Annotated in this window: 30 protein-coding genes and 1 tRNA gene; 17 read left to right on the top strand and 14 right to left on the bottom strand. The window is 42.9% G+C overall.

From position 1 onward, the window contains the following. Window positions 1–6: 6 nt before the first annotated feature. Window positions 7–1,059 carry a nucleoside hydrolase gene (locus tag AHMF7616_RS14705; RefSeq protein WP_115373577.1) on the bottom strand — a complete coding sequence of 351 codons (1,053 nt, stop codon included), beginning with the start codon at window positions 1,057–1,059 and terminating at the stop codon, window positions 7–9. A gap of 563 nt (window positions 1,060–1,622) precedes the next feature. Between AHMF7616_RS14705 and AHMF7616_RS14700 the strand changes: the two genes are divergently transcribed. Then, window positions 1,623–2,036 (top strand): STAS/SEC14 domain-containing protein, encoded by a 414-nt coding sequence (locus AHMF7616_RS14700; protein WP_115373576.1) that lies wholly within the window; start codon window positions 1,623–1,625, stop codon window positions 2,034–2,036. A gap of 70 nt (window positions 2,037–2,106) precedes the next feature. Here AHMF7616_RS14700 and AHMF7616_RS14695 read toward each other — a convergent pair whose 3' ends face one another. Both AHMF7616_RS14695 and AHMF7616_RS14690 read right to left on the bottom strand, forming a co-directional pair. Then, window positions 2,107–3,717: a M81 family metallopeptidase gene (locus AHMF7616_RS14695; RefSeq protein WP_115373575.1), complete on the bottom strand. Its 1,611-nt coding sequence runs from the start codon at window positions 3,715–3,717 to the stop codon at window positions 2,107–2,109. 158 nt (window positions 3,718–3,875) lie between these two features. Then, on the bottom strand, window positions 3,876–5,333 hold the full coding sequence (locus tag AHMF7616_RS14690; RefSeq protein ID WP_115373574.1) for a hypothetical protein: 1,458 nt from the start codon (window positions 5,331–5,333) through the stop codon (window positions 3,876–3,878). Between the two features lie 484 nt (window positions 5,334–5,817). Between AHMF7616_RS14690 and AHMF7616_RS14685 the strand changes: the two genes are divergently transcribed. Together AHMF7616_RS14685 and AHMF7616_RS14680 are read left to right on the top strand one after the other, a co-directional pair. After that, window positions 5,818–6,450: a dihydrofolate reductase family protein gene (locus AHMF7616_RS14685; RefSeq protein ID WP_115373573.1), complete on the top strand. Its 633-nt coding sequence runs from the start codon at window positions 5,818–5,820 to the stop codon at window positions 6,448–6,450. Next, a complete protein-coding gene (locus AHMF7616_RS14680; RefSeq protein ID WP_115373572.1) occupies window positions 6,428–7,525 on the top strand; it encodes an adenylate/guanylate cyclase domain-containing protein in 1,098 nt (365 codons plus the stop codon). The genes AHMF7616_RS14685 and AHMF7616_RS14680 overlap by 23 nt, the downstream gene beginning before the upstream one ends. A 102-nt stretch (window positions 7,526–7,627) precedes the next feature. Here the strand turns inward: AHMF7616_RS14680 and AHMF7616_RS14675 are convergent, their stop codons facing one another. Next, entirely contained in the window at window positions 7,628–7,939 is a 312-nt protein-coding gene (locus tag AHMF7616_RS14675) for a hypothetical protein (RefSeq protein ID WP_147275689.1), read from the bottom strand. 184 nt (window positions 7,940–8,123) lie between these two features. Continuing rightward, a complete protein-coding gene (locus AHMF7616_RS14670) occupies window positions 8,124–8,312 on the bottom strand; it encodes a hypothetical protein (protein WP_115373570.1) in 189 nt (62 codons plus the stop codon). Between the two features lie 400 nt (window positions 8,313–8,712). Here AHMF7616_RS14670 and AHMF7616_RS14665 point away from each other — a divergent pair, with 400 nt between their 5' ends. Beyond that, window positions 8,713–9,234 carry a GAF domain-containing protein gene (locus AHMF7616_RS14665; protein WP_115373569.1) on the top strand — a complete coding sequence of 174 codons (522 nt, stop codon included), beginning with the start codon at window positions 8,713–8,715 and terminating at the stop codon, window positions 9,232–9,234. Between the two features lie 916 nt (window positions 9,235–10,150). Here AHMF7616_RS14665 and AHMF7616_RS14655 read toward each other — a convergent pair. The 3 genes from AHMF7616_RS14655 to AHMF7616_RS14645 all read right to left on the bottom strand — a co-directional run bounded on the left by AHMF7616_RS14655 (window position 10,151) and on the right by AHMF7616_RS14645 (window position 11,012). After that, window positions 10,151–10,408 (bottom strand): hypothetical protein, encoded by a 258-nt coding sequence (locus AHMF7616_RS14655; protein ID WP_115373567.1) that lies wholly within the window; start codon window positions 10,406–10,408, stop codon window positions 10,151–10,153. A gap of 61 nt (window positions 10,409–10,469) precedes the next feature. After that, the gene (locus AHMF7616_RS14650) at window positions 10,470–10,721 is read right to left on the bottom strand and encodes a hypothetical protein (protein WP_115373566.1); all 252 of its coding nucleotides are present in this window, start codon (window positions 10,719–10,721) and stop codon (window positions 10,470–10,472) included. Between the two features lie 15 nt (window positions 10,722–10,736). Beyond that, a complete protein-coding gene (locus tag AHMF7616_RS14645) occupies window positions 10,737–11,012 on the bottom strand; it encodes a hypothetical protein (RefSeq protein WP_115373565.1) in 276 nt (91 codons plus the stop codon). A 439-nt stretch (window positions 11,013–11,451) separates the two neighbouring features. Here AHMF7616_RS14645 and AHMF7616_RS14640 point away from each other — a divergent pair, with 439 nt between their 5' ends. From AHMF7616_RS14640 to AHMF7616_RS14625, 4 genes are all read left to right on the top strand, one after another. After that, the gene (locus AHMF7616_RS14640; protein ID WP_115373564.1) at window positions 11,452–12,573 is read left to right on the top strand and encodes a fatty acid desaturase family protein; all 1,122 of its coding nucleotides are present in this window, start codon (window positions 11,452–11,454) and stop codon (window positions 12,571–12,573) included. 80 nt (window positions 12,574–12,653) lie between these two features. Next, entirely contained in the window at window positions 12,654–12,845 is a 192-nt protein-coding gene (locus tag AHMF7616_RS14635) for a cold-shock protein (RefSeq protein WP_115373563.1), read from the top strand. Between the two features lie 133 nt (window positions 12,846–12,978). Then, window positions 12,979–13,206 carry a hypothetical protein gene (locus AHMF7616_RS14630; RefSeq protein WP_115373562.1) on the top strand — a complete coding sequence of 76 codons (228 nt, stop codon included), beginning with the start codon at window positions 12,979–12,981 and terminating at the stop codon, window positions 13,204–13,206. A gap of 183 nt (window positions 13,207–13,389) precedes the next feature. Further along, window positions 13,390–13,677, top strand: a complete 288-nt coding sequence (locus AHMF7616_RS14625; protein ID WP_115373561.1) for a hypothetical protein — start codon at window positions 13,390–13,392, stop codon at window positions 13,675–13,677. Window positions 13,678–13,968: 291 nt separating this feature from the next. On the opposite strand, the gene AHMF7616_RS14620 is transcribed toward AHMF7616_RS14625, so the two are convergent. The 3 genes from AHMF7616_RS14620 to AHMF7616_RS14610 all read right to left on the bottom strand — a co-directional run bounded on the left by AHMF7616_RS14620 (window position 13,969) and on the right by AHMF7616_RS14610 (window position 16,133). Next, on the bottom strand, window positions 13,969–14,445 hold the full coding sequence (locus AHMF7616_RS14620) for a carbohydrate-binding protein (RefSeq protein ID WP_115373560.1): 477 nt from the start codon (window positions 14,443–14,445) through the stop codon (window positions 13,969–13,971). Window positions 14,446–14,893: 448 nt separating this feature from the next. Then, window positions 14,894–15,490 carry a GNAT family N-acetyltransferase gene (locus AHMF7616_RS14615; protein WP_233507572.1) on the bottom strand — a complete coding sequence of 199 codons (597 nt, stop codon included), beginning with the start codon at window positions 15,488–15,490 and terminating at the stop codon, window positions 14,894–14,896. Window positions 15,491–16,061: 571 nt separating this feature from the next. Beyond that, window positions 16,062–16,133 (bottom strand) — tRNA-Glu (locus AHMF7616_RS14610). A gap of 212 nt (window positions 16,134–16,345) precedes the next feature. Here AHMF7616_RS14610 and gap point away from each other — a divergent pair. The 4 genes from gap to AHMF7616_RS14590 all read left to right on the top strand — a co-directional run bounded on the left by gap (window position 16,346) and on the right by AHMF7616_RS14590 (window position 19,780). Continuing rightward, window positions 16,346–17,350 carry a type I glyceraldehyde-3-phosphate dehydrogenase gene (gene gap / locus AHMF7616_RS14605; protein WP_115373558.1) on the top strand — a complete coding sequence of 335 codons (1,005 nt, stop codon included), beginning with the start codon at window positions 16,346–16,348 and terminating at the stop codon, window positions 17,348–17,350. A gap of 195 nt (window positions 17,351–17,545) precedes the next feature. Further along, complete coding sequence (locus tag AHMF7616_RS14600) at window positions 17,546–18,439, top strand: universal stress protein (RefSeq protein WP_115373557.1); 894 nt, start codon at window positions 17,546–17,548, stop codon at window positions 18,437–18,439. Window positions 18,440–18,539: 100 nt separating this feature from the next. After that, a complete protein-coding gene (locus tag AHMF7616_RS14595; protein ID WP_115373556.1) occupies window positions 18,540–19,430 on the top strand; it encodes a diacylglycerol/lipid kinase family protein in 891 nt (296 codons plus the stop codon). 2 nt (window positions 19,431–19,432) lie between these two features. Further along, window positions 19,433–19,780 carry a translation initiation factor gene (locus AHMF7616_RS14590; RefSeq protein ID WP_115373555.1) on the top strand — a complete coding sequence of 116 codons (348 nt, stop codon included), beginning with the start codon at window positions 19,433–19,435 and terminating at the stop codon, window positions 19,778–19,780. Between the two features lie 34 nt (window positions 19,781–19,814). On the opposite strand, the gene kdsB is transcribed toward AHMF7616_RS14590, so the two are convergent. After that, on the bottom strand, window positions 19,815–20,555 hold the full coding sequence (kdsB, locus tag AHMF7616_RS14585) for a 3-deoxy-manno-octulosonate cytidylyltransferase (protein ID WP_115373554.1): 741 nt from the start codon (window positions 20,553–20,555) through the stop codon (window positions 19,815–19,817). A gap of 245 nt (window positions 20,556–20,800) precedes the next feature. Here kdsB and AHMF7616_RS14580 point away from each other — a divergent pair, with 245 nt between their 5' ends. The 4 genes from AHMF7616_RS14580 (at window position 20,801) to AHMF7616_RS14565 (ending at window position 24,757) form a co-directional block, all read left to right on the top strand. Beyond that, the gene (locus tag AHMF7616_RS14580; RefSeq protein ID WP_158546178.1) at window positions 20,801–21,625 is read left to right on the top strand and encodes a DUF4905 domain-containing protein; all 825 of its coding nucleotides are present in this window, start codon (window positions 20,801–20,803) and stop codon (window positions 21,623–21,625) included. 11 nt (window positions 21,626–21,636) lie between these two features. After that, the gene (locus AHMF7616_RS14575; RefSeq protein WP_115373552.1) at window positions 21,637–22,632 is read left to right on the top strand and encodes a septal ring lytic transglycosylase RlpA family protein; all 996 of its coding nucleotides are present in this window, start codon (window positions 21,637–21,639) and stop codon (window positions 22,630–22,632) included. A 273-nt stretch (window positions 22,633–22,905) separates the two neighbouring features. Beyond that, window positions 22,906–23,883, top strand: a complete 978-nt coding sequence (locus tag AHMF7616_RS14570) for a LysM peptidoglycan-binding domain-containing protein (protein ID WP_115373551.1) — start codon at window positions 22,906–22,908, stop codon at window positions 23,881–23,883. A 97-nt stretch (window positions 23,884–23,980) separates the two neighbouring features. Continuing rightward, a complete protein-coding gene (locus AHMF7616_RS14565; RefSeq protein ID WP_115375625.1) occupies window positions 23,981–24,757 on the top strand; it encodes a TIGR02757 family protein in 777 nt (258 codons plus the stop codon). A gap of 35 nt (window positions 24,758–24,792) precedes the next feature. Here AHMF7616_RS14565 and AHMF7616_RS14560 read toward each other — a convergent pair whose 3' ends face one another. Next, a complete protein-coding gene (locus tag AHMF7616_RS14560; protein ID WP_115373550.1) occupies window positions 24,793–25,959 on the bottom strand; it encodes an FG-GAP repeat domain-containing protein in 1,167 nt (388 codons plus the stop codon). Window positions 25,960–26,018: 59 nt separating this feature from the next. Further along, window positions 26,019–26,522, bottom strand: coding sequence for a DUF4468 domain-containing protein (locus tag AHMF7616_RS14555; RefSeq protein ID WP_158546177.1), 504 nt, complete (start codon window positions 26,520–26,522; stop codon window positions 26,019–26,021). A 185-nt stretch (window positions 26,523–26,707) separates the two neighbouring features. Here AHMF7616_RS14555 and AHMF7616_RS14550 point away from each other — a divergent pair, with 185 nt between their 5' ends. Beyond that, entirely contained in the window at window positions 26,708–26,965 is a 258-nt protein-coding gene (locus tag AHMF7616_RS14550) for a hypothetical protein (protein ID WP_115373548.1), read from the top strand. The last annotated feature ends 13 nt before the right edge of the window (window positions 26,966–26,978 follow it).

Here is a 26,978-nt window from a genome sequence, read left to right as displayed (position 1 = left end):
TATAACTTACTGCTTATTGGCCGGTGGTGCTACCATCAGGTCTTCTATTATTTTGCCTACTTCGGCAGCGGGTTTATTTAGAATCAGGTAGCTGTGGTTTTTATCGGTATCGTTGCGCCATTCATTTTTACCGGTTTCGTCAATAAAATTATAACCATTACTTTCTAATTTCCAGTGGTCCTGGGTGCCGCGTACGGCAAAAAGCATAGCAGTCTGGTCCCAGCTTTGGCGGTCTTTGGTCACGGAATCTACGAACGGATGATTTTCGAAGGAAGCCCGCACCGGGCTGTTTTTAGGTGCTTCGGTGAGTAAGCGTTTGCCCGTCCGGATAGCTTGGCCGATTTCGTTACCGCTGTATACAATGGGAGTAGGCCAGGTTTCCGCAACCAGTTTAGCGGCATCGGGGGCAATTTTTATATTCCATTCCTGGTCTTTCGGAAAGCCGGCTCCCATCACCGACAGCATTTTTACTTTTTGCTTTACTAAGTCGCGGCCGTTTAAGTCGCTGTACTGGTCCGGCACCGATTTTAACAAATCGGCGATTAGCCGTTCCGGGCCAACAGCCACAATTACGACGCTGGTATCTGTTTGCTTCGCTAATATTTGCCGGTATAAGCTAATGGCATCCGGGGCATCTTTGCCGTTTTTTAAATCGTGCGGAAAGTTTTTGGCCAGCTTGGTATTGTAATGATCCCACAACTCGCCCAGATATTTAAAATTTCCTTTGTAGGTACCAATCGGAATGTTGGGCCGGCCGTAATACGTATTAATCACATCCATGGCGGGGGCTCCCATAGGATCTTGCATTGGAAACATGGTAGCCAGTATTTCTACTTCGCCTTTATCGGCAAACTGGTGCATTAAAGCCATTACTGCCGCATCATCGCAATCCTGCCCGATATCGCTGTCCAGGATAATACGGAGCGGCTTTTTAGTAACTGCCGCGTTTGTAGCACTTGCCCCGGTAGTGTTGGTGGCCTCGGTGGTTTTGGATTGACAACCGGCCCAGACAAGGGCGCTGCCTAACAGCAGTAAAAAAGATAATCTACTTTTCTTCATAGGATAAAAATAGCTGGTGGATGATGCCCAAAAGAACCGGGTAATATACAGAAACAAATCTTAATTTTTAGGAACAAGTTTTTTAAAGAAGTAACGGCCAAATCAGTTAGCATGCGCCTTAAATTCTGAAAAGAAGAAAGCACTACAGATCATCCGGGAGAATCGGAAATAAAGTAAATTTTTAAATTTTAATTTTTTCGGTCGGCATCTAAGTACTTGAACATAATTAAGTTGCTAAAACCCTGAGTGTAAGCAATTAATGATTAAAGTTATAACGATCGAATAACGAACAACTAAAAACGACCAACTACTTATTTCTAGTGGTGCTATGATTCAGGATTTAAATAAGATTTTTTCTGTCGGGAGATTTACCAAATGTTGTGGTAAAAGCATTACAGCTGCTTTTAGGTTTAGCTTTTTTAGCCGGGTAAATTCTTGTAAAAGTGAGCGTTTACTAACTCCGGCAAATTCAAAAATTAAATAGCTCCAGCTTTCATTTCGTGGAACTAATATTAAGAAAAGGTAATTTAGGGAGAAGCGTCCATTCACCTGGTAAAAACTAAATGACACAAGAACTCACAAATGCCTTTGGTCGGGTATTTTTAAATATCGAGATAGATCCTACAAACAAGTGGGTTTATGTGAATTGGATGGGTTATTTAACCGAAGATAACGTTAAAACCGGCGCCTTAGCTTATACCCAGGCGCTCGCCGACGCCAAATATGCTTGTGTACTAAATGATACGCGCTTATTATTGGGTAGCTGGAATCATTCCATGGAATGGGTTATCAATGATTGGGCACCCCGGGCAGCCCGCGCCGGCTTAAAGCATTTTGCCATGATTACCACCCCGGAAACTTTTGCCGCTTCTTCAGCATCGGATTTCTACGCTAATCTAAAATCTTTCCAAGCCAAGGTGTTCGACGATAAAGTTCAGGCCGAGTTTTGGTTAAAACAGCATTCGCTGGGCCTTTAGTACTGAAACAAAGCCGGCTGTTTCAGCCGCATAAAAGAAGTGAAGCAGCCAACTATTTTTTTAAATTTTCTTATAATTTACCGGACGCAGGTACCAGTTTAGCCGACAGATCCGGGTCTTTCATGTTTTTATCAAACGGAAACATAGGCCGCTTGATTCGTTTGTAAGTTAATCCTTCCAGGTTTTGATCTACTCCGCCGGGCGTAAGCGCCATAATCCAATCGGCGCGCATGGCGTAGAGTTCCGGCTCCAGGTAACCTATTTTTACCACTACCACATCCGCTTCACGCGGGTTCAGGCCCAGGCGAGTAAAATCATTTTCTTTGTGATACGGCTTGCGTTTTTTTGTAACAATCACGTGTACGCTGCCAACTTTTACCACCACTTCGGTTTCCGCATTTTTGTCGCCGTGTTCAATGGCCATTACGGTGCCGATTAGTTTTACCGGCGGGGCAAAGCGGGCATCTACCTGGGCGCCGGCAGTGGCCTCTATTTGGCCGCCTACTCCAGCCGCTATGGCTTTTTGCACCAACTCTGGTCCCGGAATAGAAGCATAAATGAGCGTAGGGCCGTTTGCGGATCTAAACTCGGGCCGGGCCAATATTTCTTTTAAAGTCCAGGTTACGTCGCCCGCTCCCCCGGCCGTAGGATTATCGCCGGAATCGCTGATGAAATAGGGGTGTTTGTTGCTAGCCAGCGCTTTATCCAGACTTTCTTTTAACGAACTGGTCGGAGCCACAAAAGCAAAGCGCGAACGGGCCTGCCAAAAAGTTTGGGCCAGTTGCTCGGCAGTTTGGGTTACTTTGTTTTTATCGTCGCCGGTAACCATTACTACCGCGTGGTTGCGCGGCTCGTCGGCCCAAGCGTAGCCGATCCAGATAGCGGCATCCACGATGCCGGGTTGTGCCGCAGCCGGAGCCACCGCCTGGTAAATGCTTTTGCCGGGTTCGATGCGGGTACTGGTTTTTTCGCCGGGTAGTAAAATAGGCACCGGTATCCAGGCTTTATAGGCGGGCTTGCCTTTACCGCTCGCCAGGCGGGCTAATAAATTGGTAACGGCTCTTTTTTTCGTTTGCATGGCATCTTCGTGCGGTGCCATGCGGTAGCAGGTAATTAAATCGGTATTCTGGGCTAGTCGCCACGATACATTGCCGTGCAAATCCATGGAAGTAGAGATCAATGGTTTGGGGCCGATAACCTGCCGGATGCGCACGATAAAATCACCTTCCGGATCATCCAAACCCACCACGCTCATTGCCCCGTGAATATCAAAGAAAAGACCGTCGTAAGGACCATTCTTTTTTAAAAAATCCAGGGTTTTGGTCACTAAAGATTCGTAAGCTTCGCGGGTAACCGCTCCTCCGGGCAACGATTTACCCACGAGCGCCGGTACCCAAGTGGCTCGCTGCCGAATCGCGGAATCGGGGGAGAAAAAAGGATAGGAAGTAAATACTTCGGGACCGTATTTAGCGTGAAAAGCTTCTTCTGAGGTGCGGGCCGGCGAAAATGTACTTGATTCAATGCCCAAACCGGCAATGGCAATCCGGGGTAATGGCTTGTTCTGGTAAGAAGAATGTCTGGTTTCGGCCAAATTACCGGTTGAAAACCTTTCCTGAAAAGGTGAAAAAAAAGCCCCCAGGATGGATCCGACAGAAATAAGAAGCAAAAGTAGTAGTTTCATAGCCGTTTTTTAAATTACAAGCCTTTTGGATGCGGTTCGTTTAAAAGTAGAGAGAATACTTTAAAATTTATAAATTATCCTTAGAAATAGAAGGTTCTTAAAAACTAAAGCTTTTTTGGTCGCTTAGGTTGATAAAAATTTAAAAATTTTCGTGCTTTTTACTGTTTTCGGATAAGTCGTAGAGCAATGTCGGTAGTGTAAGCTGGGGTTTTTAAGGGTAAGCTGCCCCCGGCATGCGGCACGTTATTTTCGGCCAGCTTTTGGCCGGTGGCCGGATTAATCCAGGTGGCCTGGTAGTTACCAGCCGGAATGTCCAGCACCAGATTATCGGTAAATGTTTGCACCTGGGCCTTATAGCCCCAGATAGCATCTTTGCCTTTGGCAGCGCTGTGGTGCATGTATATGGCGTATTGTTGACCGGGCTCTTCCAAGGCTTTCACAAAAGCGCTATCGGGCATTGATTTGATAATGCTTTCGGTAGGCTTCATTTTTACGTAATAGAAGGTTGCCATAAAATTTTGTAAATGCGCCAATTGCTTCCGGATAGTGGCGGCATTGCTGGAGCCGGCGGGTTGACCGGGTGTGTATTCCCAGCTTAAATTATTGTAAACACCATTACCTTTTAAAATACAATCCCAAGCTTCTACGCGCACATCGTTAATCCCCGAATCTACCATGGAACCCAAGGTTTCATCCAGGCCAATTACTTTGTTTAAACGATATAGCCAACTAAAACCAGGCATGTTCGGGATTTTAACGTAGTGGTAATTAGCTACCGAAATCCCTGGGTTATCTACTACGGCCTGGTTCGAGGCAATCAGGTGTTTTTTGGGTAATTGCTTCTCAACCTGCACCATATAGTCAACCAAATGGTTGTGCCAGGCATCCACGGCTGCTGAATCTTTTACTTCGTTGTACGGTTCGTTGCAAATTTCATAGTACAGGTTATTGTGGGCATTCAGTTCTTCCATTATCTTTTTAACGAGTAACTCCTGCCGCCGAACCAAGGGTTTATGTTGCAACGTTTGAAAAATTAAAAAACTGCCGGGGCCCGACGGTCCTTCGCCCTGGATGTTATTGGCCGGGAATAAGGGCGCGTATTGCCATTGTTCGTCTTTGTAGTTATTGCCAAATAAAGTAAGCTCCACCATAATGCCCCGGGCCGCGGCCTGGGTAATAAAATCTTTTAAGCGGGTAAAGTATTGGCGGTTCCAGGTATCTAAATCAAATTTATTGCCGCCACCCGCATAGCCGCTTTGGTTACTGCGAGCCCAGGGCGTGATAACTTTACCTGGTTGGGGAGCCAGGGTGTTTTTAAAACCCATCCATTTAATATCCTGTTGCCGTTCTACATTACTGCCGGTAAAAACCCGGGTGGCATTCATGCCTTGTTGTTGCAGCGCATCCAGGTATGCGATATAATCAAAATCTTGGTTAATAATTGCTCCGTAGTGTTCGGCACTGGTAATGAGCAGCAAAGGCTTGTTATGATAAATAAAATAATGTGGGTTGTCGGGATGTAAAGCAACTGGGGTTTGTCCGTGAGCCGGATTTTTTAAAAATACCAATAAAAAAATGCCTGCCAGAATGAGCAACAGCGATAATACTTGTTTCATAAAAGCAAAGTAGCGCGTACCAATTTAAAAATAAACAATTTTATTTCTGATTTAGCGCCCCCTGGCTTTTATTTCGGTTAGCCCGCGCAAAAATATGCTGATCTGGCAAATCATATAACTGCTCTGGCTGGTAAAAAAGTAAGTTATTTTTAAATTTTGTGTTTCTATTTCTCTGTTGCTGTATCACCCAAGTGGCTAAAGTATTAAGTTGATGATGGGATTACGGGGTTGACTCAGTAATTTTCATTTCCTGCTTTCCGGTTGTACCCTCGAACGCCAGAAAGTCGCAAAGCACCCCTGATTTGTCATTTTTGCCCCCTGTTTCCGGTAAGCAGCCTGCGTATATTTGTTAGGTAGTTTCCGGTTAAATAAAACCAAGTTCCACTCCTTCTTAAAAAACATAAATTTAAGTATCGGGTTGGCTCTTTCAAGTTAATAATTTACTTACCAGTAACTAAAATCTACCCATCAAAAAACTCCGGCCATGCGCAAGCTAATTGTATCCATGAATATAACCCTCGACGGGTTTTTATCGGGGCCTAACTGCGAACTGGACTGGCATTTTACCTCCTGGACCGCCGAAATGGCCGAAGCTTTATGTGAACAATTAAAAAAAGCAGACACCATTTTATTAGGCCGGGTAACTTATCTGGCCATGGCTAAATTCTGGCCCGCCAAAGCACTGGATAGTACCGTGGCTCCCGCCGATCTGATCTTTATCCGGATGATGAACCAGTATCCTAAAATTGTATTTTCTAAAATGCTCTTTACCACCGCTTGGAATAACTCCATTATCCAGAAAAATTTGGCCAGCACCATTCAAAATTTAAAAAAGCAAAGCGGTAAAGACCTGATGGTATACGGAAGTGCCACATTAGTAGCCGCCTTGGTACATTTAAATCTAGTGGATGAATACCAGCTTTGGGTGCACCCAATAGTTTTGGGCCGGGGCAAGCCATTATTTAAAAATGTACCGGGTCAGTCTCGCTTAACCTTGTTAAAAAACCAATTATTTTCTTCGGGAGTGGTGCTGCTGATGTACCAGGTACAAAACCCGGGCAACCCAATTAAGAATCGCAAAAATAAAAATAACCATGAAAAAGAGATCGCAGATTAAATTAACTCAGTTGCGCCTGATTGTAGTGGCCTGGCTGCTGGTGGGCCTTTTTATGTCGGTGTATGATCATTTGGTATTGCACACGGCCAATTCCCAGGGTCCTTCGGAGCTTTATTCTTTTGAGTTTTCTTTAATTTTAAACCTGGGTTCGGCCTTCCTCGGAGCATTACTGGGCGGCAGTTTTCTGGTGTTTTATGTAAATGTGAAATACCCGGATAAGCCTTACCGCAAAACCATTCTGGCGGTAGGCACTTCTTACCTGCTGATTATTTTATTCATCATGTTGGTGATTGGCGTAATTTCGGTACAAATCCGGACCGGAAAAAGCTTTTCGGATCCGGTGGCGCAGCAGGCTTTTAAATTATTCCTGCTGGATAGTTCGCGGGCTAAAAATATTTTGGTGTGGTTTCTGGTGGTGGCCTTTACGCAGTTTTTATTACAGATAAATACCAAATTAGGGCCCGGGGAACTCTATAATCTTATCCAGGGAAAATACCATACGGCCCTCGAAGAAAAAAAGATTTTTATGTTTCTGGATATAAACGCCTCTACTTCCATTGCCGAACAGCTGGGCGACGAGCAATACCACGAATTTTTAAAAGATTTCTTTGCCGATATTACCAATCCTATTCTGGACAATAAAGGCGAAATTTACCAATACGTCGGCGATGAAGTGGTAGTGGCCTGGCAGTACGAAAACGGCATTGAAAACAGCCAATGCCTCCGGTGCTTTTTCGACATTAAGCAACAAATCCAACATAACCGGGCTAAATACCTGCACCGGTACGGCGTAGTGCCCTCGTTTAAAGCCGGCCTGCATTGCGGAAAAGTAGTGGCCGGCGAAGTGGGTATTTTAAAAAGAGATGTTACTTATTCGGGTAATGTACTCAACACTACCTCCCGCATCCAGAGCATGTGCAAAGAATTTAAAGAAGAAGTAATTGCCTCTGCCGATTTACTGGCCGAACTTTGTTTGGTAAATAATTTTGTAGCCCAAACCTTAGGATCGATTAAATTACGAGGGAAAGAGCAGGAAATAGTATTAAGCACTGTAAAACCGTTTACTCTGCTGTAAAATTTAAAAAAATTACAATAATTAGAGGATAACGTTCTCGTACATGAGGTGGGCGAGGCGTAGCCGAAGCTTTGCTCATGTACCTTGTTACACGCTGTAGTTTTATTTCTTATAGATTATTGTCAAGTTCTCAGCAAATGCAGACTTTACAACCTTCTCTTCCCATTCCATATCTGAATCAGGAAAAATTGTTTTCAGCTTTACTTTAAAGGTGTAGTATCCAGGAGTCTCTTCCGTAATTGTTATAATCGCTTCATGTGTTACTATATCAATTCTTATTTCATCAACAGTTAAAAGGTCTACTTTATAGGCTGTAATCTCACGCACATCAGCCCAATAGACTTCGATAGGTTCAGAATTTTGTACCATCTGCAAGCCTTCGCTTGAAAAACTAAATTGACCTTGTTCCTTCATATTCTCTATGACATGTAACTCGCAGATAAACAGAGTTGTTCCGGTTATCGGCAAAATATGTGAAGAGTAAAGACTAACTTCGATCAGATTAGTAGACCTGTTATTCCTTTGCTATTACCGGTTTATATTGTTTGGCTAATATATTAAAAAATTACAGATGGTTTAATAGGCAAACTGTTTTATCTCAGGCCTGTGTTTTACGTGGGTGTAGATCTCGGTGGTCTTGCTGCTGCAGTGCCCCTAGCGTCTGAATGTACCGGAAATTGGGGCCATGCTCTAACTGGTAAGTAGCAAAGCTATAGCCTAAGGTGTGCAGCATAGCTTTAACGGCAATACCTGCCTTCGCAAAACACCTCCGGAAAACCTGGCGCATGCTTTTACAGCAGGCCTGTACGGGTTTATCTTAATTCTTAATTCACATGTGAGTAAACCAAATTTGTCTTTTTTTAAAAATCTTTAAATCCCCTTTATACCGGTTTATCCAGCTGTGTTCGTATCGGATGTTAATTAGTTTTTTTTGGAATTTGCCGGATAACTTTATCGGGAGAGTAGGCATAAAAGGTTGATAAAAGCAATTTACCGCTACAGCTTTTTAGCATCATATAGCTGTAAATTCCTTCTACTTTTTACTTCTTCTTAGCCACATGCAACTAAACGGATAAGAATATTTCTATCAGAGGGTAAATTTATATTTTCCAACTATCAGGTAGCTACCCCGTAGGTGATAGAGAATAAAACTAACATTCAGTTGGTTTGCTGGCTTATGTGCTGTTATGGAAAATACCTTTGATCGACCCATCATCCCCGCAAATGAAGCGGAACGGCTGGCGGAATTACGCAGCTTAAACCTTGCCCCGGCCTATGAAGAGTTTGGAACCTTTAAGCATATTGCGGCAATCGCTTCGCGGATGTTTGCGGTTCCTATTGCCATTGTTAACATTGTAGAAGAGTATCAGGTTGTTACCTTGGCGGGTGTAGGTATCGAAGCAGGCACGGAAGTTCCCCGGGGAATGAGTCTTTGTTCGCTTTCTATTTTAAGTAACAATGTTACTATTTTTCAAAATGCCCCAAATGAACCTTGTTTACTGGCTAATCCCTTAGTACACGGGGAGTTTGGCCTGCAGTTTTATGCCGCTGCACCACTCAAGACCCGGAAAGGAGTTCGCATTGGGGCCTTGTGTATTGTGGATAAAAAGCCCCGGGAATTTTCAGAGATGGATCAGCGCATATTAGAAAACTTAGCGGCTATCGTCGTAGATGAGATCGAAAAAACAGGCCATGAAACAAACCGTTAAACTTGGCTTATCCTTATACAGAATAAGCAAGCCTTAAATACTTTATCTCGGTCCGAGAAAAATGATTATATACTTAAGCAGGTCAAAACTGATTTTATAAGTTTTGACCTCTCCGATTTAGACAAAAGTTATTGGGTTTTAAAGGCTTATTTGCAATCATAAGTTCTTTTATTCTACTACTTTCGGAAAGCTACTTTGGGGAGTGTATCAGCAAATAGAGAAATTTAGGGTTACTGGTTTTATCTATTTACAGATAACTTAGCAGGTAGCTGGACGTATCTACCTTAATCCTACTGCTGCTAACATGCAGATAATCAGCTATAACAATGTTATAGGTTACTTTAGTTATAGTTGATAACCAGTGGCTGTGACCAGATACAGATTTTAAGTTGAAGGGGAGTATTAAAAGATTTTGGGAGAGAATAAAATAAGATTTAAAAAAGCAAACAGAAAGTGATGGTAACAGCTACTATTTCCGTAATACGCAGTAAGTATAATAAATACATTCATACAGTAGTTTATAAACCAACCCTGGAAGCAACTACGGATACCAATTATATTTACAGCAGCCTTCAGGAAAGGCTAGAACAAGTGGAGAGATTAGAGTCTACTTTAAGTATACTCAAATACAACGGGGAAATTAGGAAGGTGGAAACAAAAGGAAGAGAAAGAATCTATGAAGTATTGGTTTAGCCATCCGGCTCAGAGAGCATGCCCTAAAGCAAGATAAATTATTTTTTTTATATCAGTCATACCCTTAATCCAGCTACTAGCTGCGCTTTTGGTTCTTTAGAATTACCCAGTATGTTTTGCCTGAAATAAGTAATAAGCTATTTATTCCCGGCCTTAGCGAAAGTAATTTGTATTTCCACTTCCCGGAAAGAAACAGCTGTTGCTTTCCGAGAAGTGAAGTGAATTAATTGGTAGAGTCTTGAGGATTTGCCCAATCAATTGTATAACTTTCTGTTGTTTGGTTGCTGGCCCGAACGGTGTACCCATTCTTGCTAAGCTGCTTGCGGGCCAAAGGAGAAAGCGCCTCCACCGTTATGCTGGTTTTGCCGGTACTAGCGGCCTCTTTAATATCGTTAAATAACGGTTCTAACTCTTTTAATTCTGCTTCATTGGCTAATCGAATAGCTTCATCGGCAATGCTTTTTGCTTGTTCGGCTTTCATAATCTACGGGTTGAGTTTACGGGGTAGTTGCTGAAGATGGCATCTTTCTGCTCGTTTAATCTTACTGGGTTAAGCCAATATAATACTGGATGGTTTGTCGGGTAACTTCTTCCGTGGCACAAGTCCCGGATTCCTGCATGTCCGGAACATTATTAAATAAATAAATGCGCCACTGCCAACTTTCCTGCCAGGGCCAGTAACTGGCAATTAAGGTTTCTTCCCCTGGTTTTGTTGGAAGATCTACGAACCCAAATAAATTCTGCTGCCGGGGAGCATTTAGATCGGCTTCCCAGTGTTTGTTGATAACGTTCATAATCCAGGATAAACTTTACAATTGGGCTTTCAGGCGGTTGAGCTGACGTTCCTGTAAGAGTTCCTGTTCCCCTAAGTACGTACGCACTTCTGCGAGTAACATTCGGGTGTTATAAGGGTTTTCGATCGGCCCCTTCACTAACTGGCCATTGGGCAAAGTAAAGGTCAGCGCTAAGTTATGTTCCGTTGGTATAAAATGAAACAACTGGCGCTGGGTAAAACTAATATGAGTGAGTTCCTGTTGAATACTAGCCATTTGTTCGGTAGGTAAATTAGGTTTGGAGAGGAGCATAAAGAAGTGGTTCTATAAGGTTGATCTATCTATACGGCAGATGGGGAAGATAAACCGGATATTTCCAGATTAATAAAACGGGCAAGAAAATCCAGCTTGGCTGATGGCGAGCTGGCCACAGTATTACCTGTAAAGCAAGATTTTTATTAAGCTTAAACATCCATAAAGAAATCTAACCGGAAAACCGGCCGAGTAAGTCCAACAGCTTAACAAACAAAATAGGTGTTAGTAAAAACGAAAAACACGAGCAGGATCCCTCTTCAGCTTATAATTGAAATTTTTAAAAATATAGGTTCTTTTAAAGGGAAATTGCTGGTAGTGAGATACCTTGCGCTGATTCCTTTTGGGGAGAGGTTTGCCCCTGTTAAAAATTGCCCGCCAAAATCTACAAGGAACTATAATGGGCTATTTACGCTTAAGATGAGTAGCCCATCTTCTTATGAATCAAAAAGTTAAGTTTTTAAATAGCCAAAATTCTACTTTCTTCGCCACCGTTCGGCAACGGGTAGAAGTACATTTTAAGGAAAAAAGCGTCTCCAAACATGCCAACGGAGCTATGTGGCGCAAAGCCTTTTTTTATATTACTATTGCCCTAACGCTGTACTTGTTAATTCTTTCGAATCAATTTAGTGTCTGGGCCATGTTTGGTTTTGCCGTGCTCTTAGGTGTTTGTAATGCTGGTCTGGGATTTAATGTTTGTCATGATGCGATCCATGGTTCTTTTTCGGGTAATAGCAAGTTAAACAAAGCACTTAGTTTTATCTTTCATTTCATTGGGGCTAGTCCGTACGTTTGGAACCTGACCCACAATGTGGTGCACCATACTTACACCAATATTCCCGGGCACGACGAAGATATAGAAATTGCGCCGGGTCTCATTCGCTTGGATCCGGAGGAGAAAGTAAATCAAATCCAACGCTTTCAGCACTTGTATGCTTTTGGTCTTTATAGCTTAGCTTCTCTTTCGTGGGTATTCCGGAAAGATTACGTTAAATTCTTTCAGAAGAAGATCGGGCAACACCCAACTGTAAACCACCCGAAACAGGAGTATTTTAATTTATTCTTTTACAAAGCCCTTTATTATTGCTTGTATATTCTGGTGCCCTTACTCGTGCTGGATATTACCTGGTGGCAATTGGTGATTGGCTTTTTGGGTTTACACCTGGCGGAAGGCTTAGTCATGGGGCTAGTTTTTCAATTGGCCCATGTGGTAGAAGGGACCGACTTTCCGGTGCCCAATGAGCAAGGGAATATTGAGGAAGCCTGGGCGGCCCACCAGATGCGCACTACAGCTAACTTTGCTACCAGAAGTAAGCTAATGGGTTTCCTGTTAGGCGGTCTGAACCAGCAAATAGAACATCACCTTTTCCCCAAGGTTTGTCATATTCACTATCCGGCGCTGGCTGGTATTATTAAGCAAACAGCGCGGGAATTTAATCTGCCCTACATCGAGAACCTTACGTTCTTTCAAGCGCTGCAATCCCATTACCGGATGCTGAAAAAGTTTGGCCCAGAAGCTTATCAATCACAGTTGAAAGCGGTGCCAATACAGGTATTGTAAAATTTTAAGTAGGAATTGTAAAATATTTATGAACTTAAGTGTACTGGTTAATGTCATTCCTATATAATTAATAATATAATATGAATAACGGAGTAGTAAAATTCTTTAATGACCAGAAAGGATTCGGGTTTATCAAAGAAGCAAATTCAGATCAAGATTACTTTGTCCACGTTTCCGGACTCATGGATGATATCAGGGAAAACGATGAGGTAACTTTTGACCTGCAAGAAGGAAGAAAAGGACTAAACGCTGTGAATGTCAAGCGGGCTTAGTTTTAACATATAAGTCAATCTACAAGAAAGCCTTACTGTTGGTAAGGCTTTTTATTTGTAAGAAAAATAGCAGTATTCTTTCTGGTGTAACTGCTTCGGTAAGCTTTCCTTATTAACCTTTATTATTAAAAATATGAATCGTAAATATTTAGTTGATACGACCACGCACGAATATCTGTGTATCGCCCTGAAGAAAGGCCAGGATTGGACTCCGAATAATCAAAAGTCGCTGGCCAGTTTCATGGGCTCCCGGCCCGATAAGAATCAGGTGAACTTTGCCCTGTTATCCGGGGAATACGATGATGCTGCTTTTTTTGAAAAGTGGATCCGCAATGGCACAAATTTCTTGTTCCAATACTAGCCAGAAGCAGGAAGCTTGCTTATTTAAGCAGAATACTTTTATGGAAGTAAACTATTGGACCTCTTTTGGAAGCGGTTTACATTCTTTGACCCAGCAGTATAATTATTAATTCATTTAAAAGCCCAGCTCAACTGGATTACAAGTTGGCTAAATTAGAAAATGAAAGGTTATGCTTCTAAATAATTGGGAAAAGAAAGATCTTTAGCCCGCATGTTAACTCTCCGGGGTGTATTACAACAGATAAACCTAGTAAAAGCCACTGGAAAAGCAAGTTACGTAGCTTTTGGTATTTTGATAAAGCCGATCTTAAACTTAGTTCAGACTGGTAGCTTGCTCTTACCGATTAAACGAGATAATCTTGAAAGCCAGATGCTCAAGACAATGGTTGTTCCTTCAAAAATGATAAACCAATTATCTAATTCAACGCAAGAAGTTGCCATTGCTAAAATTCGGAAAATTACGGGCACGTAGGCGAACATCTAGCCCGATTTATCTGCACTTATACTTATAGGAAATCAAAAGAGATATAGGTTTACCTGATGGAAGAACAGAAAGGTATCGATTTATAGGCTAACCTTTTATTAACCAGGATCTAGGAATTAAAGGTTAACGTTTGTTTCTTAAAACAATAAAGGAGAAGCACACTTAGAGTCTTAATTCACCTCTCCGGAATGAGCAATAGGCTATTATGCCAAAAGAGGTTAAACCACTTAAAAGTAATTGCTTTATGAGTGGCTGCTTTTTTCTTTGCAGTAATGGTGACTATCCACCCAATTGTAAATGCGCTAGGGAAGCATAAGCTCCCGGGTTACTTATATCGGGATTAATAGTAAGCTCTAATGCTTTCACCGCCTTTAAATCAACGGTATATTCTTCTACTTGCTGGCAAGTAGCTGGTGGGTTAAAATTATATTGCTGGCGAACAATTTCCTGGTAAGACAGGCCATCAGCGGATAACCAACTTAAAAGAAACTCTTGGGTGCGCGCTTGCGCGAGTTCCTGAAACACCACTCTAATTTGTTTGATATGGTGCGGCTCCTCAAAAATAAGACGGATCGTTTGTTTTCCGGGTTGCCCGGCCCGCCAGCCTTCGTTTTCGTTCGGAGTAAAAGCAGCCTCAATCAGATGCGTTTCTGCTTCAGAAGTAAGCTCCAGCTGAACTAATTGTTCCAGGTCTAACCAGTTTGGCTCTACCAATGCTATCCGCGGTTGAGCTGGCTCTATTATTTGTTTGCGCATCTTCTGATGGGTGAAAAATGTAAGGTTTAAATAGCAGGATAGGAAACGATGGAACTATCTATCCCTTAATAAGGAAACAAGGTTGGTTGTATTAAGATGTTTAAACCCGTAACTCTATTGGGTAGTACTCGAAACAGAGACATTAAGTTTACTATAGTTTTAGATTTGGTGTTAACCAGTAAGCGCAAAGCGAGAATAAGAACCAGTAGCGTTTAAGATTGGTACCTAAAACGAAACCGGCGAAATCTTTTTACCGGATTGCAGCTATTTTATAATCAGCATTAATTCCAAGGGTACCCTTGACTAACCTAAATTTAAAAATTGTCCGAAGAACGATTGTCCTTCTAAGAAAGCTAACAAGCTTTTAATACAATTTAATTTATTAAAACTCGATAAAAACTGATTTAGCAGAGTAGGCAAGGAGCTTAAGACTTTAGCTAATATGCTTTTAGGGTTTTTTAGAGGTAGTTGCACGAGGTAGTCTTGCATCCGTTTCGAGTATAGCATATTCCCAATTGTCTGACCAACCTGATTTTAAAGGGAGTACTTGCCTTTTCCGTCCTTCTAAACTCATGCCTACTTTTTCAAGTACCTTTCTGGAACCAATATTGTCCACTGCACAACCTGCTTCTATTCGATGAAGCTTTAAATCCTCAAATCCAAAGTTCAATACGCTATTTAATGCTTCTGTTGCGAATCCTTGATTCCAATGAGAGGGATGGAGTTTGTACCAAACCCGACCTGTTTGGAATTTAGGATTTCCTAGTACTAAAGCAATCAACCCAATAAACTGCTGGGTAGTGGTGTGTTCAACTAAAAAGGTATAATTCTTTATCTCCAACTGTTGTTGGTCGCTGATCCATTTTTTTAAAATTACCTCAGTCTCTAGGCTATTTCCAGGAATGCCAAGTGTATTAAACGCATCGGTTTCTGGTAAAGAATGAAGATGATGAATTTCGCTTAAGTCGGTTAGTTCCACTAACCGAAGCATAAGCCTTTCTGAAATTAACTTTGGTCTATGCACTTTTTTAATTAAGCTTGACAAGAAAAAGAATATCCTTTGTGGGAGCAACAAATACACTATCTAAATAACGTGCGTTCGAGCTAAGCAAAGCCTACCTGAAATATAAGCTAATCTTCTTTATTAGAGTCATTCTGGAAGAAACTAACCCGTAAGTAACCGGTTAGATTCTTCCAGAAGGACCGTAATAGACGGGAAATACGCTCGTTTTATTATTTTGACTATACAGGGAAAAGATGTTCTTTTGTTGTTAAGGGCTTCGCTCGAACGTACGTTAGTTGGATGTATCTACCATACAGGGGAGAGGGAAAGAAAATTTTCAAATTTTTCTTTAAAAAAACATCCAAAGATTACTCAAAAATTAACCCTTATTTCGGTGAGTAGAGGTTTTTTCTCAGATAACCAGAATTAGGATAATGCTTGCTGGGCGATAAAACAAAAACGGTGAGTTCCATCTTCCTCTAGTAAACTCATTTAGCAGAATGGAGAGTATCGAAAAATAGTAGGATACAGCTACTCCAGGCCAATAAAGCTGTTTTCAAAAGAGAAAAGACATAAAAAAAGGGATACGCCGGAAGCATATCCCTTTGGTAAGTAGCCCGTAGGGGAATCGAACCCCTGTTACCAGAATGAAAATCTGAGGTCCTAACCCCTAGACGAACGGGCCGTATACGGTACCAAATAAAAGGTTCTTGTTTTATTTTGGTGGTGCAAATATAGAAGCCGTATGGCTGTTTTCCAAAACTTTCTTAAAATTTTAAATATTTTCAATAAAACAGATTACTACCTTCTATTCAACTAAAGAATAAAATAATTTGTTTTAAAAATATAGATTAATAAATTCGCCCCTTACTATTAACCCCTTAAACGTACGTTATCATGTCAAAAATAAAAGTTGCCATAAATGGATTTGGTCGCATTGGCCGCCTCACTTTTAAATCGTTACTAGGAAGAGAAAACGTGGAGATTGTGGGTATCAACGACCTTACCGATAATCATACGCTTGCTCATTTATTAAAATACGATTCGGTACACGGTAGATTTAACGGTACCGTATCATCGGATGAGCAAAGCTTAACGGTAAACGGCCAGCGCATTGAAGTATTTGCCGAGCGGGATCCTAAAAACCTGCCTTGGGGAAAACTGGGCGTGGACGTGGTACTGGAATCAACGGGTCGTTTCGTAGACGATGTTAGCGCGGGTGCTCACCTGTCGGCGGGTGCTAAAAAAGTAGTTATCTCGGCTCCGGCTAAAGGCAAAGTAGCTACCGTGGTGCTGGGCGTGAACGAAAACATCCTCACCGGCGAAGAAACCATTGTATCGAATGCATCTTGTACTACTAACTGCTTGGCCCCTATGGCGAAAGTGCTGGACGATGCTTTTGGCATTGAAACCGGTTATATTACTACTATCCACGCGTATACCTCGGATCAGAATTTGCACGATGCGCCCCACAAAGATTTAAGAAGAGCACGCGCAGCGGCTCTTTCCATTATCCCAACTTCTACCGGTGCTGCTAAAGCGGTAGGTTTAGTATTGCCGCACTTAAACGGCAAACTAGACGGTATTGCCATGCGGGTACCCGTACCAACTGGCTCTTTAACTGATTTAACCGCGGTATTAAAAGGATCGCCTTCGAAAGAAGAAATTAACGCGGCTTTTAAAAGAGCTGCCGAAAACGAATTTAAAGGCATTCTGGAGTACAGCGAAGATCCTATTGTTTCGGTAGACATCGTGGGCAATACCCACTCGTGTATCTTCGACGCGGAATTAACTTCTATCAGCGGTAACTTAGTAAAAGTTGTGGGCTGGTACGATAACGAAGCCGGTTACTCGGCTCGGGCGGCTGACTTAATTGAATTATTAGCAGATCAAGTAAAATAATTTGCAATTTTAATTTTTAAAGCACTAAAGCCCATCTACCAGATGGGCTTTAGTGCTTTAAAAGGTTTATTTTCCCGGTACGCTTTCCTGAACTAGTTGTTGTTACCGCAATTGCTTTTTATATTGTTCCGGCAAGCATAAAATTTTAAATTTTTGCTTTGCTGCGTAAGTTAAATTCATCTAAAACTGCCTGCTATGCTACCTTCTTCTCTGGCCATCCGGAAAATATTGGTGCCCGTTGATTTTTCAGAATTAGCGCAACATGCTTTTGCCGTGGCTATTCAGTTAGCGCAAAAAAGCCACGCAACAGTAAAATTGTTACACGTAGTAGAGCTCCCGATTGCTTCTGGGTACGGAACTACTTACTCTGGCCTCGACATGGACCCGATAGGCGCGTATCAAACTTACGATTTTATGGTGCCCGAATTATTAGATCAATCTAAGCGACAATTGGAAAAACTGGCGCAAATTGGGATGGCCGCTGGTTTAACCGTAGTGCAAGAAGTAACCGCCGACCGGATTGTGTCTAAACTGGTAAGTGTGGTAACCGAGGAGCAGGTGGATTTGGTGGTGATCGGGTCGGCAGAAACAGCTGGGTTGGAGGAGCTTTTAATTGGTTCGGATGCGGAGGAGGTAGTACGGCATTGCCCTTGCCCGGTGCTTACCGTAAAAAAGCAACACGATTTTTTCAAAGTAAACCATATTCTGTTTCCATCGGACTTTTCGCCCGAAACCCGGGCAATCATTCCTTATGTACACTTCTTTCAAAATTTCTTTGGGGCCACCTTGCAGGTGTTACACGTGCAAACCAAGAACAATGCGCTCTCGGAAGAAGAAATCCGGAACCGCATGACTGCTTTTGTGGCGGAAAATAATCTACAAGAAGCAAACCTGCTGGTGCAATCGAATGCCTCGGCCAGCGACGGAATACTGGCAGCGGCTACTACTTCAACGCCCGATTTAATTATAATACCCACGCACGGCCGTACCGGTTTGGCGCATTTATTTCATAAAAGCGTGGCGGAAAGGGTGGTGAACCATGCCGCTATTCCGGTTCTTACATTTCATTGGCCAGAGCATTCGGAGTAGCAAATTTGCGAATGCAAGCATCTTTTTATTCCCCAGAATAAACGTAATTTTGTTTTAAGGCAGTTGATTCCGGTAGATATTTTGAACGGTAATCCGTTACATGGTAGCAAAAACAAATATTCTATTTATTCTTAATCCTAAATCCGGGAAAACCAGTCCGTTAAACATACCGGATTTACTAAACCGCTACCTGGACGCGCAGCAATTTACTTATGACTTAGTGCATACTGCGTACGCCGGCCACGCTACCGAGCTGGCGCAACAAGGTGCCCGGGCGGGTTACCCCATTATAGGAGCCATTGGGGGCGATGGTACCGTAAACGAAGTAGCCCGGGGTTTGCTCGATACCGAAACGGTACTGGCTATTTTGCCCAAAGGCTCGGGTAATGGTTTAGCCCGCCATTTGGGCATTCCCATGAATATCCGCCACGCTATCAGCATTATTAACGAAAAGCATTTTAGTGCCATTGATACTTGTACCATTAACGAGCATCCTTTTTTTTGTACTGCCGGCATTGGCTTTGATGCCTACATTAGTTCTATTTTCGCCAATAATACCAAACGGGGCCTACAAACTTACGTGCGCTTAGTATTGCAGGAATTTAGTAAATTTAGGCCCCAGGAAGCTGTATTAGAGTTAAACGAGCAACAACTTAAAACTACCGTTTTTGTAGTAGCTTTCGCCAATGCCTCGCAATACGGCAATAATGCCCATATTGCGCCAAAGGCCGATATCCGGGATGGTTTGCTGGATGTTTGTTTAATCCGGGATCTGGATTTTAGAAAAGCCATTAACTTAAGTTTGGGTATGCTTACCAAGCGCATAGCCGCGGGTAGCTCAGCGGAGTACTTTACCACCACGGCTATAGACGTAACCAGTGAGCAAAATTTTAAATTTCATGCCGATGGCGAATACGTTGGCGAAGCCAGTCATTTTTACGTAAATATAAAACCCTTATCGCTGAGGGTTATTCATCCGAAAGGCAAATAGTTATGGCAGATAAAAACAAAAAGGGCCGGCAAGGAGTGGTTTTTTCTACAGATCCGGAATTTAACTATTCGTACGAGCCCGACGAGCAAGCGCAAACGCTGCCGCCGCAACAACAGAATTTAAAAGTACAGCTTGATAAAAAAGCCCGCGCTGGCAAACAGGTAACTTTAGTCTCGGGGTTTGTGGGTTCCGAAGAAGATTTAAAAGAACTTGGCAAATTGCTGAAAAATAAATGCGGGGTGGGCGGCACCATTAAAGACCAGGAAATAATTATACAAGGCGATTTTCGCGATAAAATTCTGCAAATTTTAATTCAGGCAAATTACAAAGCCAAAAAAGTGGGCGGCTAAAGAATTTTTAAAATTTTAACACGATAGCGTAGCTTTAATGTAATCTGGATTGTATTGCTCTTTCCAAATCTTCGGGCGTGTCAATCCCGAAAGTTTCCAGGTAGGTTACCGCGGTAGCAATCTTATAACCGTTTTCGAGCCAGCGCAGTTGTTCCAACGATTCGGCTTTTTCTAACGCACTAGGTGGCAACTGGGTAATTTGTTCCAGAATATCGGCCCGGTACCCGTAAATTCCAATATGTTTGTAGTACAAGTGCTTGTCGGGCCAGGTACTTTCTTCGGCACCCCGCAGATACGGAATAGGTTGCCGGCTAAAATAAATGGCTTCGTGGTGCTGGTTTAAAACTACTTTGGGTGAGTTGGGATTAAACAACTCCGCGGCTGATTCAATCGGTTTTACCAGGGTAGCCAATTGGGTGGCCGGGTTCTCCAAACAAGCTACCAGCAGGTTAATTTGTTCGGGCTGGATAAATGGTTCGTCGCCCTGAATGTTAATGATACCATCGTGCGGTACGTTAAACCCAGTATACGCCTCAAAACACCGGTCCGTGCCACTTTGGTGATGGTTGGCCGTTAGTACGGCTTCCCCGCCAAAACGCTGCACTTCCGCCATAATCCGTTCGTCGTCGGTAGCCACTAAAACTTGGGTTAGTTTAGCCTTACTGGCTTGCTCGTATACCCGCTGAATCATGGTTTTGCCCTGAATAGAAACCAGGGGTTTGCCCGGGAAGCGGGTAGAAGCATAACGAGCCGGAATAATACCGAGAATTTCCATTTAATAGCAGTTTAGAGGTAATAGTTGGTTGCCGCAATTTTAAATAAAACCAGGCAGTTGTTTTTTTCAGGTGTAAAATTAAAATTATTGTGGCTTAAACGTATTTTTTTAAATTTTTATCTTTTTTGGTTCTATTATCCACAAACTACGGTGGATAGATAAACCGGAGAATTAAGGACTACCTTTCGGATTGTTTTTTTACCTTTGCAAGACCCGGTTTTAATTGGTTTTGGTTTAAAATTCTCTTGCTTCTCCGTTCACCACAAAAACAGTTTTCGATAACTTTTCAGGTTCCCATTTGGCAAATCCGGCCAGATTTTGAACAAGAATTATTAGCGGTTGAACTGCGGGATGGAGATCGTTTACAAACAGAATTTGTGGTGCTGGATGCTAAAACCGGTCTGGCCGGCGTACCGTACCAAGCCGCAGAAAACTGGTGGGTTGGTTTGGAAGAAACTAGCTGGCGGCTCTTGTTTTTGCACGGATTTGCCGACCGGAAGGTAGGGGCCCACGTTGGCATAACCACGGTTAGTGTTGATCCACAACAGATTTTATGGCAGCACGAAGAAGCCATTTTTTACGGTTTAGCTGCTGGTAATAAAGTTTTGGCTCAACCAACTAAATTAGAAAAAGAGGTATTTATCGCCTTAGATGCACATACCGGAGCAATAGTAGAATCCGCCATAACCAGAGAACAGGCCCAGGCGGTAGTTACGGATTTTACCCGGCAAAGAACTCAGTTGGGCCGCTACCCGGTTCACTATGCACAGGAGAGCGAATATTTTAACTTGCTTAGTCAATTTGTGCTTTCGCGCTCGGGCAGGCAAGTAGTGGGCGCCATAGATTACCTGGAGGCAGGTGATTTTTTATTTTTAAGTTACTACGAAGCCGTGGCAACCAATAATTTTAAAAATGTGCTGGGTATGTACGCTGCTGCTGATGGCGCGCTTGTACAGGAAGAAATATTGAACAACAATGTAACAGGTCTGGGAACAGGTTCTTTTTTTGTCATGAATAATACTGTATTGTTTATCACAGAGAAAAGTACCTTGGTTGCCTATAATTTTTGACGAGAATTGCTATGAGGAAGTATTTATTTTCGGCCTTCGTTTTTTGCAGCGTGGTGGCGGTAACCAGTTCCTGGGCCAATGCGGCTCCGGTTGATTCTATTGGTACTGTTGTCGTAAACGGAACCCAGTTCATCCGGCACCAGGTTACCGCTAAAGAAACCATTTTCTCGGTAGCCCGCAAGTACGGCGTGGGTGTTTCTAAAATAAAACAAGCCAATGCTGGCTTAAATACCCTGCAGGTAAATCAGGTTATATTGGTACCCGCTACGGCAGCGATCGCCAGTAAAACGCCAAAAACCAATGTAGCCAAAACCACCGTCCCAAAAGGGAACCGGGTGCTGGTTTCCAGTCAACCAATTGGCCCCGCTTTGTTCGATGGGCAAGGCAACGGTGTGCACCAGGTAGATAAGCAGCAAACTTTATTTTCCATAGCCCGGCAATACGGCATAACCGTAGAGGAATTAAAAAAATGGAATAACCTGCCGGACAACAACGTGCACAACAACCAAACCTTGATTGTAAAGCTGCACGAACCAACCCCTAAATCTAATAGTAGCGTAGTGTTAGCGCCGGTTAAACCAGTAAAGCCTGAATCTACGGCGGTTGCTACCACTCCCGTGGTGGTTTCCCGGCCCGCCATTATTCCTTCGCAAAATCCGGTAAATAGCCCGGAAGACAATGCGGCAAGTACTGCTCCCCGGCAAACTTTTTCGCGGGTAACGGAAAGTGGCCTGGCCGAGTTAATCAGCGAAGGGAGATCAGGTAACAAGTACCTGGCTTTGCACAAAACGGCTCCCGTAGGGTCGTTTATTACGGTGCGTAACCTCATGAATAACCAGGCAGTGTCGGTGCGGGTAATTGGTAAACTGCCGGAGATTGGTACCAATGAGAAAGTAGTCGTAAAAGTTTCCAAAAGAGCTTACCAGCGTTTAGGTGCCCTGGATAAACGTTTTATGGTAGAAGTGCAGTACGAAGTAGCTGATAAAATCCTTTCTTCCAATCAATAATCCGGGGTAATCCGCAGGGTAAATTTTTAAAAAATTTACCCTGCGGAGAGTAATTTTAAACTACTATTATGGTATCGGTAGCCTTTGTTATTGTTTTTTAAATTTTTAATACTCCTTATCGGAATTACTATTCTTTAACAAGAACAATAGCTAATCAGGTGTTTATTCCGGCCGTTTTAAAATTACAAATCCAATCGCAAACATAGTTTTTTTATATGGGCCGAAAACTTAAATTTGAAATAGTAAAATCGTTTAAGAGTTAGTTTTAGTATCATGCGTAAATATTTTTTGGCAGCTTTTTTTTCTTTGGTTTTTGCCCAACTTACCTGCATGGCCAATCCATTGGTAATTGATTCGGTAGGTACGGTAGTAAAAAATGGTAAAAATTTTATAATTCATAAAGTAGAACCCAAAGAAACACTGTATGGCTTAGCCCGGCAATATGGCGTGCCCGTTACGGCCGTGCAGCAAGCTAATCCGGGGCTTACTTCCTTAACAGTGGGGCAAACGGTTTTTGTGCCGGGTCGTGCCGGAACTCCCCTACCAACCACAACGTCTCCCACCGCAACTGCCACTACAACCGCTACTCGTCCAGTTACTGCCATACCAGAACCTACTACCCCGGCCGGCGCTGCTAGCAAAAACGGTCAACACCAAGTAGAAGCCCGGCAAACTTTATACGCTATAGCGCGCTTGTATAACGTGAGCCCCGCGGATTTAAAAAAATGGAATAACTTAACTTCCGATAACTTGCAGGAAGGCCAAATGTTAGTAGTAACTCCGCCCGCTACCAGCGCCGGAACAACCGCCAGTAATGCCGATGCACCCGAAACAACTCCCGCAACTACTGTTACGCCGAGTGTAACCACAGCAAAACCAAACCCTCGCCGCGAGGAACCGAAACCAGTGGCGCTACCGGCTCCAACCAAAGAAAGTGAGCCCGCTAAGGTAGAACGTACGGAAACCCGGGTTTCGGAAAATTTAAGCCGGATTTCGGAAAGTGGTTTAGCCGAAGTAATTGATAAGAGTGAAGGCAGCAAGTATTTGGCCTTGCACAAAACAGCACCGGTGGGTACTATCTTGCAAGTTAAAAATACCCTGAATAACCAAAGTGTATACGTGCGGGTAAGCGGTAAACTACCCGAAAACACCGATAATGACCGGGTAATTATTCGGTTATCCAAAAGAGCTTACCAAAAACTAGCGGCTACGGCCAGCCGCTTTCAGGTAGAAGTGAATTACATGCCTTAATCCATTTTAAATTTTCTTTACCGGTAACTCTATCAAGATCTTGGTGTCCAAGGTCTTAATAGAGTTATTTTTTTTAAATTTTTTATCTGAAGCCAAGATGCAAGCGGCAGAAATCTATCTTTTACTGGAACAAAACTACCATAAATTTAACCAACCCGCTTTTATCCCAGACGATCCGATTTCTATTCCGCACCAGTTTACATTGAAACAGGATATTGAAATCAGTGGACTTTTTGCGGCTATGTTGGCCTGGGGGCAACGAAAAACCATTATCGCGAAATGCAACGAACTGCTGCTACGCTTTGATCATGCGCCGTACGACTTCATCAAAAATCATCAGGAACAAGATTTAAAAGCTTTACTGGGTTTTAAACACCGCACCTTCAACGATACTGATTTATTATACCTGGTCTATTTTCTGCACCAATTTTATAATCAGCACGATAGTTTGGAAATCGCTTTTGTGGGACCCGATGTGATCAAGATTTTAAACCAGAAAGACCGGCTGGAGTATTTTCATAACCTGGTTTTTTCGTTACCTGAGGCACCGGTCCGCACCCGCAAGCATATCTCTACCCCAGCACGAAAGTCGGCTTGTAAACGCATTAATATGTATTTGCGTTGGATGGTGCGCCAGGATAACCAAGGTGTAGATTTTGGCTTGTGGCAGCACATGCAACCCGCCGATTTAATGTGCCCCTGCGACGTGCACGTAGACCGCGTAGCCCGGCGTTTAGGCCTGATTACCCGGCCGCAAACTGATTGGCAAACGGCCGTGGAGTTAACTCTTCAGCTACAAGAGTTCGACCCGCTGGACCCAGTAAAGTATGATTTTGCCTTATTTGGGCTAGGTTTAGAAGAACGTTACGGTTAAAGAGAAAATAGCTTTTTGATTAGGAATCAGTCTATTTACTTCGACCGGTTCCAGTAAATTTTTAAATTTTTGGTAGCCCGACCGGCCGCAATAATGTCGGGTTTGCCATCGGCATTTAAATCCTGTACTTGCAGATCTTCGGTGGCCATGGTGTTATCATCTACCCAGTAAGTCTGCCACTGAGTGCTGTTTGCATGGGTGGGTACGTATATTTTAATGCCTACTTTATTGTCGCTGTTGGGCAATCGCCAACCCGCTACTACCTGGTCTTGCCCTAAACCTAGTAAATCAGCCGTAGCGAGGGCGTGTCCTTCTTTTAGGTTTTCATCGAGCACTTGTCGCGTAGCAGCTGGGCCTAAAGTATAAACCGCCACAGCGGTGCCGTGCATGGGTTCAATAGTGGCCAGAAATTTCTGTTTTTTGCTGATGTTGCCCAACCGGACTTCGCCGGTAGGTAAGTTTACCCCCGCAATTTCCTGCGCTTTATTAGCGGAAAGTTTTCCGTTAAAATCGGAAACAAAGCGCACGCCTTCTTTCCCGGCCACGTACAAATCGGTTTGCTTGGCGGTTTGGCCTTGTTTTACTTCCAGGTTATGCGTCAGGTGCATGGTATTGTGGAGCGTAAAGGTGGGCCAGGCACTCCGGGGATTAATTGGCAGTTGGTACGCTTTAATTTTTACCCCAGCCCCTTCGCCGGCTTTATTGCCCCGGCCATGTAGGGGAACCACCACTAAGTATGAGCCGCCCGTTTTAGATTTCACCCAGCGCATGCGATGTACGGTAGGCTCATGTGGTAAACGTACGGCTTCCCAAACTTGCGTAGGGTCTTTCGGCCGCATTAAATAAAAAACCGCCCCTGATTGCGTGGTATCTAGTGTTTCGCCGGGATTCCACTGGGCCCCAACGGCAATTTCTACTTTACCATCGTTATCTAAATCCTGAGCCGCAATGCACACATTATCACGTTCCGTCAGGTTTTCGGCCAGCACAAAACGTTTCCAGTCGCCGTTGCGGTACCAGACAAATTGCTTTTGATCGGCCAGTAAAATATCGGGTTTACGATCGCCGTTTACGTCGCCAATGGCTAAGCCGTAGCCGATGGAAATGGCGTTATCAATGGTTTGGGCTTCGAACTGGGGAGTAGGAGGGAACACCGTAAAAAAGTTTACCACTAAATTCCAGATATAGTAAAGCAGCAGCATGTTTCTCTTATTTAAATTAAAAAATTTACCTAAAACCTAACAAAAGCTTCTTATAAAGCTTAATCCAACGATTCTTTCAGATTTTGAATGAAGGCAAGAATGGTTTTCTGCACGGCTTCTGCTAAAACTTTGTTTGGTACTGGTTTCTCTTTTTGGGGTAACACCGCTATTTCTAAAGGTTGCTGGCCAATTACTTGCTTCGCTGAATGCGCTTGTAAGGGTATTACCGGCTCTAACCAAAAATCGGTTAAGCTGTACCAATAGCGATCGTCTTCTATTTCTAACTTTAGTGTGTACCCCAAATGATACGTTTGTTTTTTTCCGGGGCTTGTAAATGAAAAGGGCGAATAAGTCTGCCCAATGAGGACACCATTGGGCAAGTCATCTACTTTAATTACAATTTTTACTTTGCCAATTGGGGCAAACCAAGCTTTAGCCCGGTGATATAATTCTAACTGAGGGCCATCTTTAACCAGAACTTCTTCGGCGTAATAAATTTTACCTGTGGCCGCATCTACCGGAAAAGTTTGGGCAGATACAGTTACGGGATAGATAAAAAACAAGAACCAGAAAAAACAACTGACTTTACATGTACGCTGCGTTGGTTTTTTAAATTTTTGCAATGATAACAAGTATAATAATGGTTGAAATCTATTTAAAATTTCCGTATAAATACAAATGTAAATACGTATTTCTATAAACCGCCGGGCACCAATCTTGTTATATTCAGTTCTTTATATACAACAACATGTCGGCTGGCTTAATCGATTGGATTTTTGAAAATTTAGATGTTCAGAATCTGGATAGAAAACAAGTGTACCACTACCTGGATTACTTAAAAGAAATTGTAGGTCAGGAAAAAGCATTAAATAAAATTATTAAATATTATTCTTATAAAGTTTCGCTGGAAAGCCGGTTAGTGAATCTAGACCAAGAGTTGGTAAATACTGTCGCCGCACCTTCGTCTTCGGAGAAAGATACGAACAAATCCAGCCCTGTGGTATAAGTAATTAATAGTT

This window comes from Adhaeribacter pallidiroseus, from assembly GCF_003340495.1.
Classification (GTDB): domain Bacteria; phylum Bacteroidota; class Bacteroidia; order Cytophagales; family Hymenobacteraceae; genus Adhaeribacter; species Adhaeribacter pallidiroseus.
The sequence above is the reverse complement of the archived record's forward strand: the minus strand, read 5'-3'. Positions and strand labels throughout refer to the sequence as shown.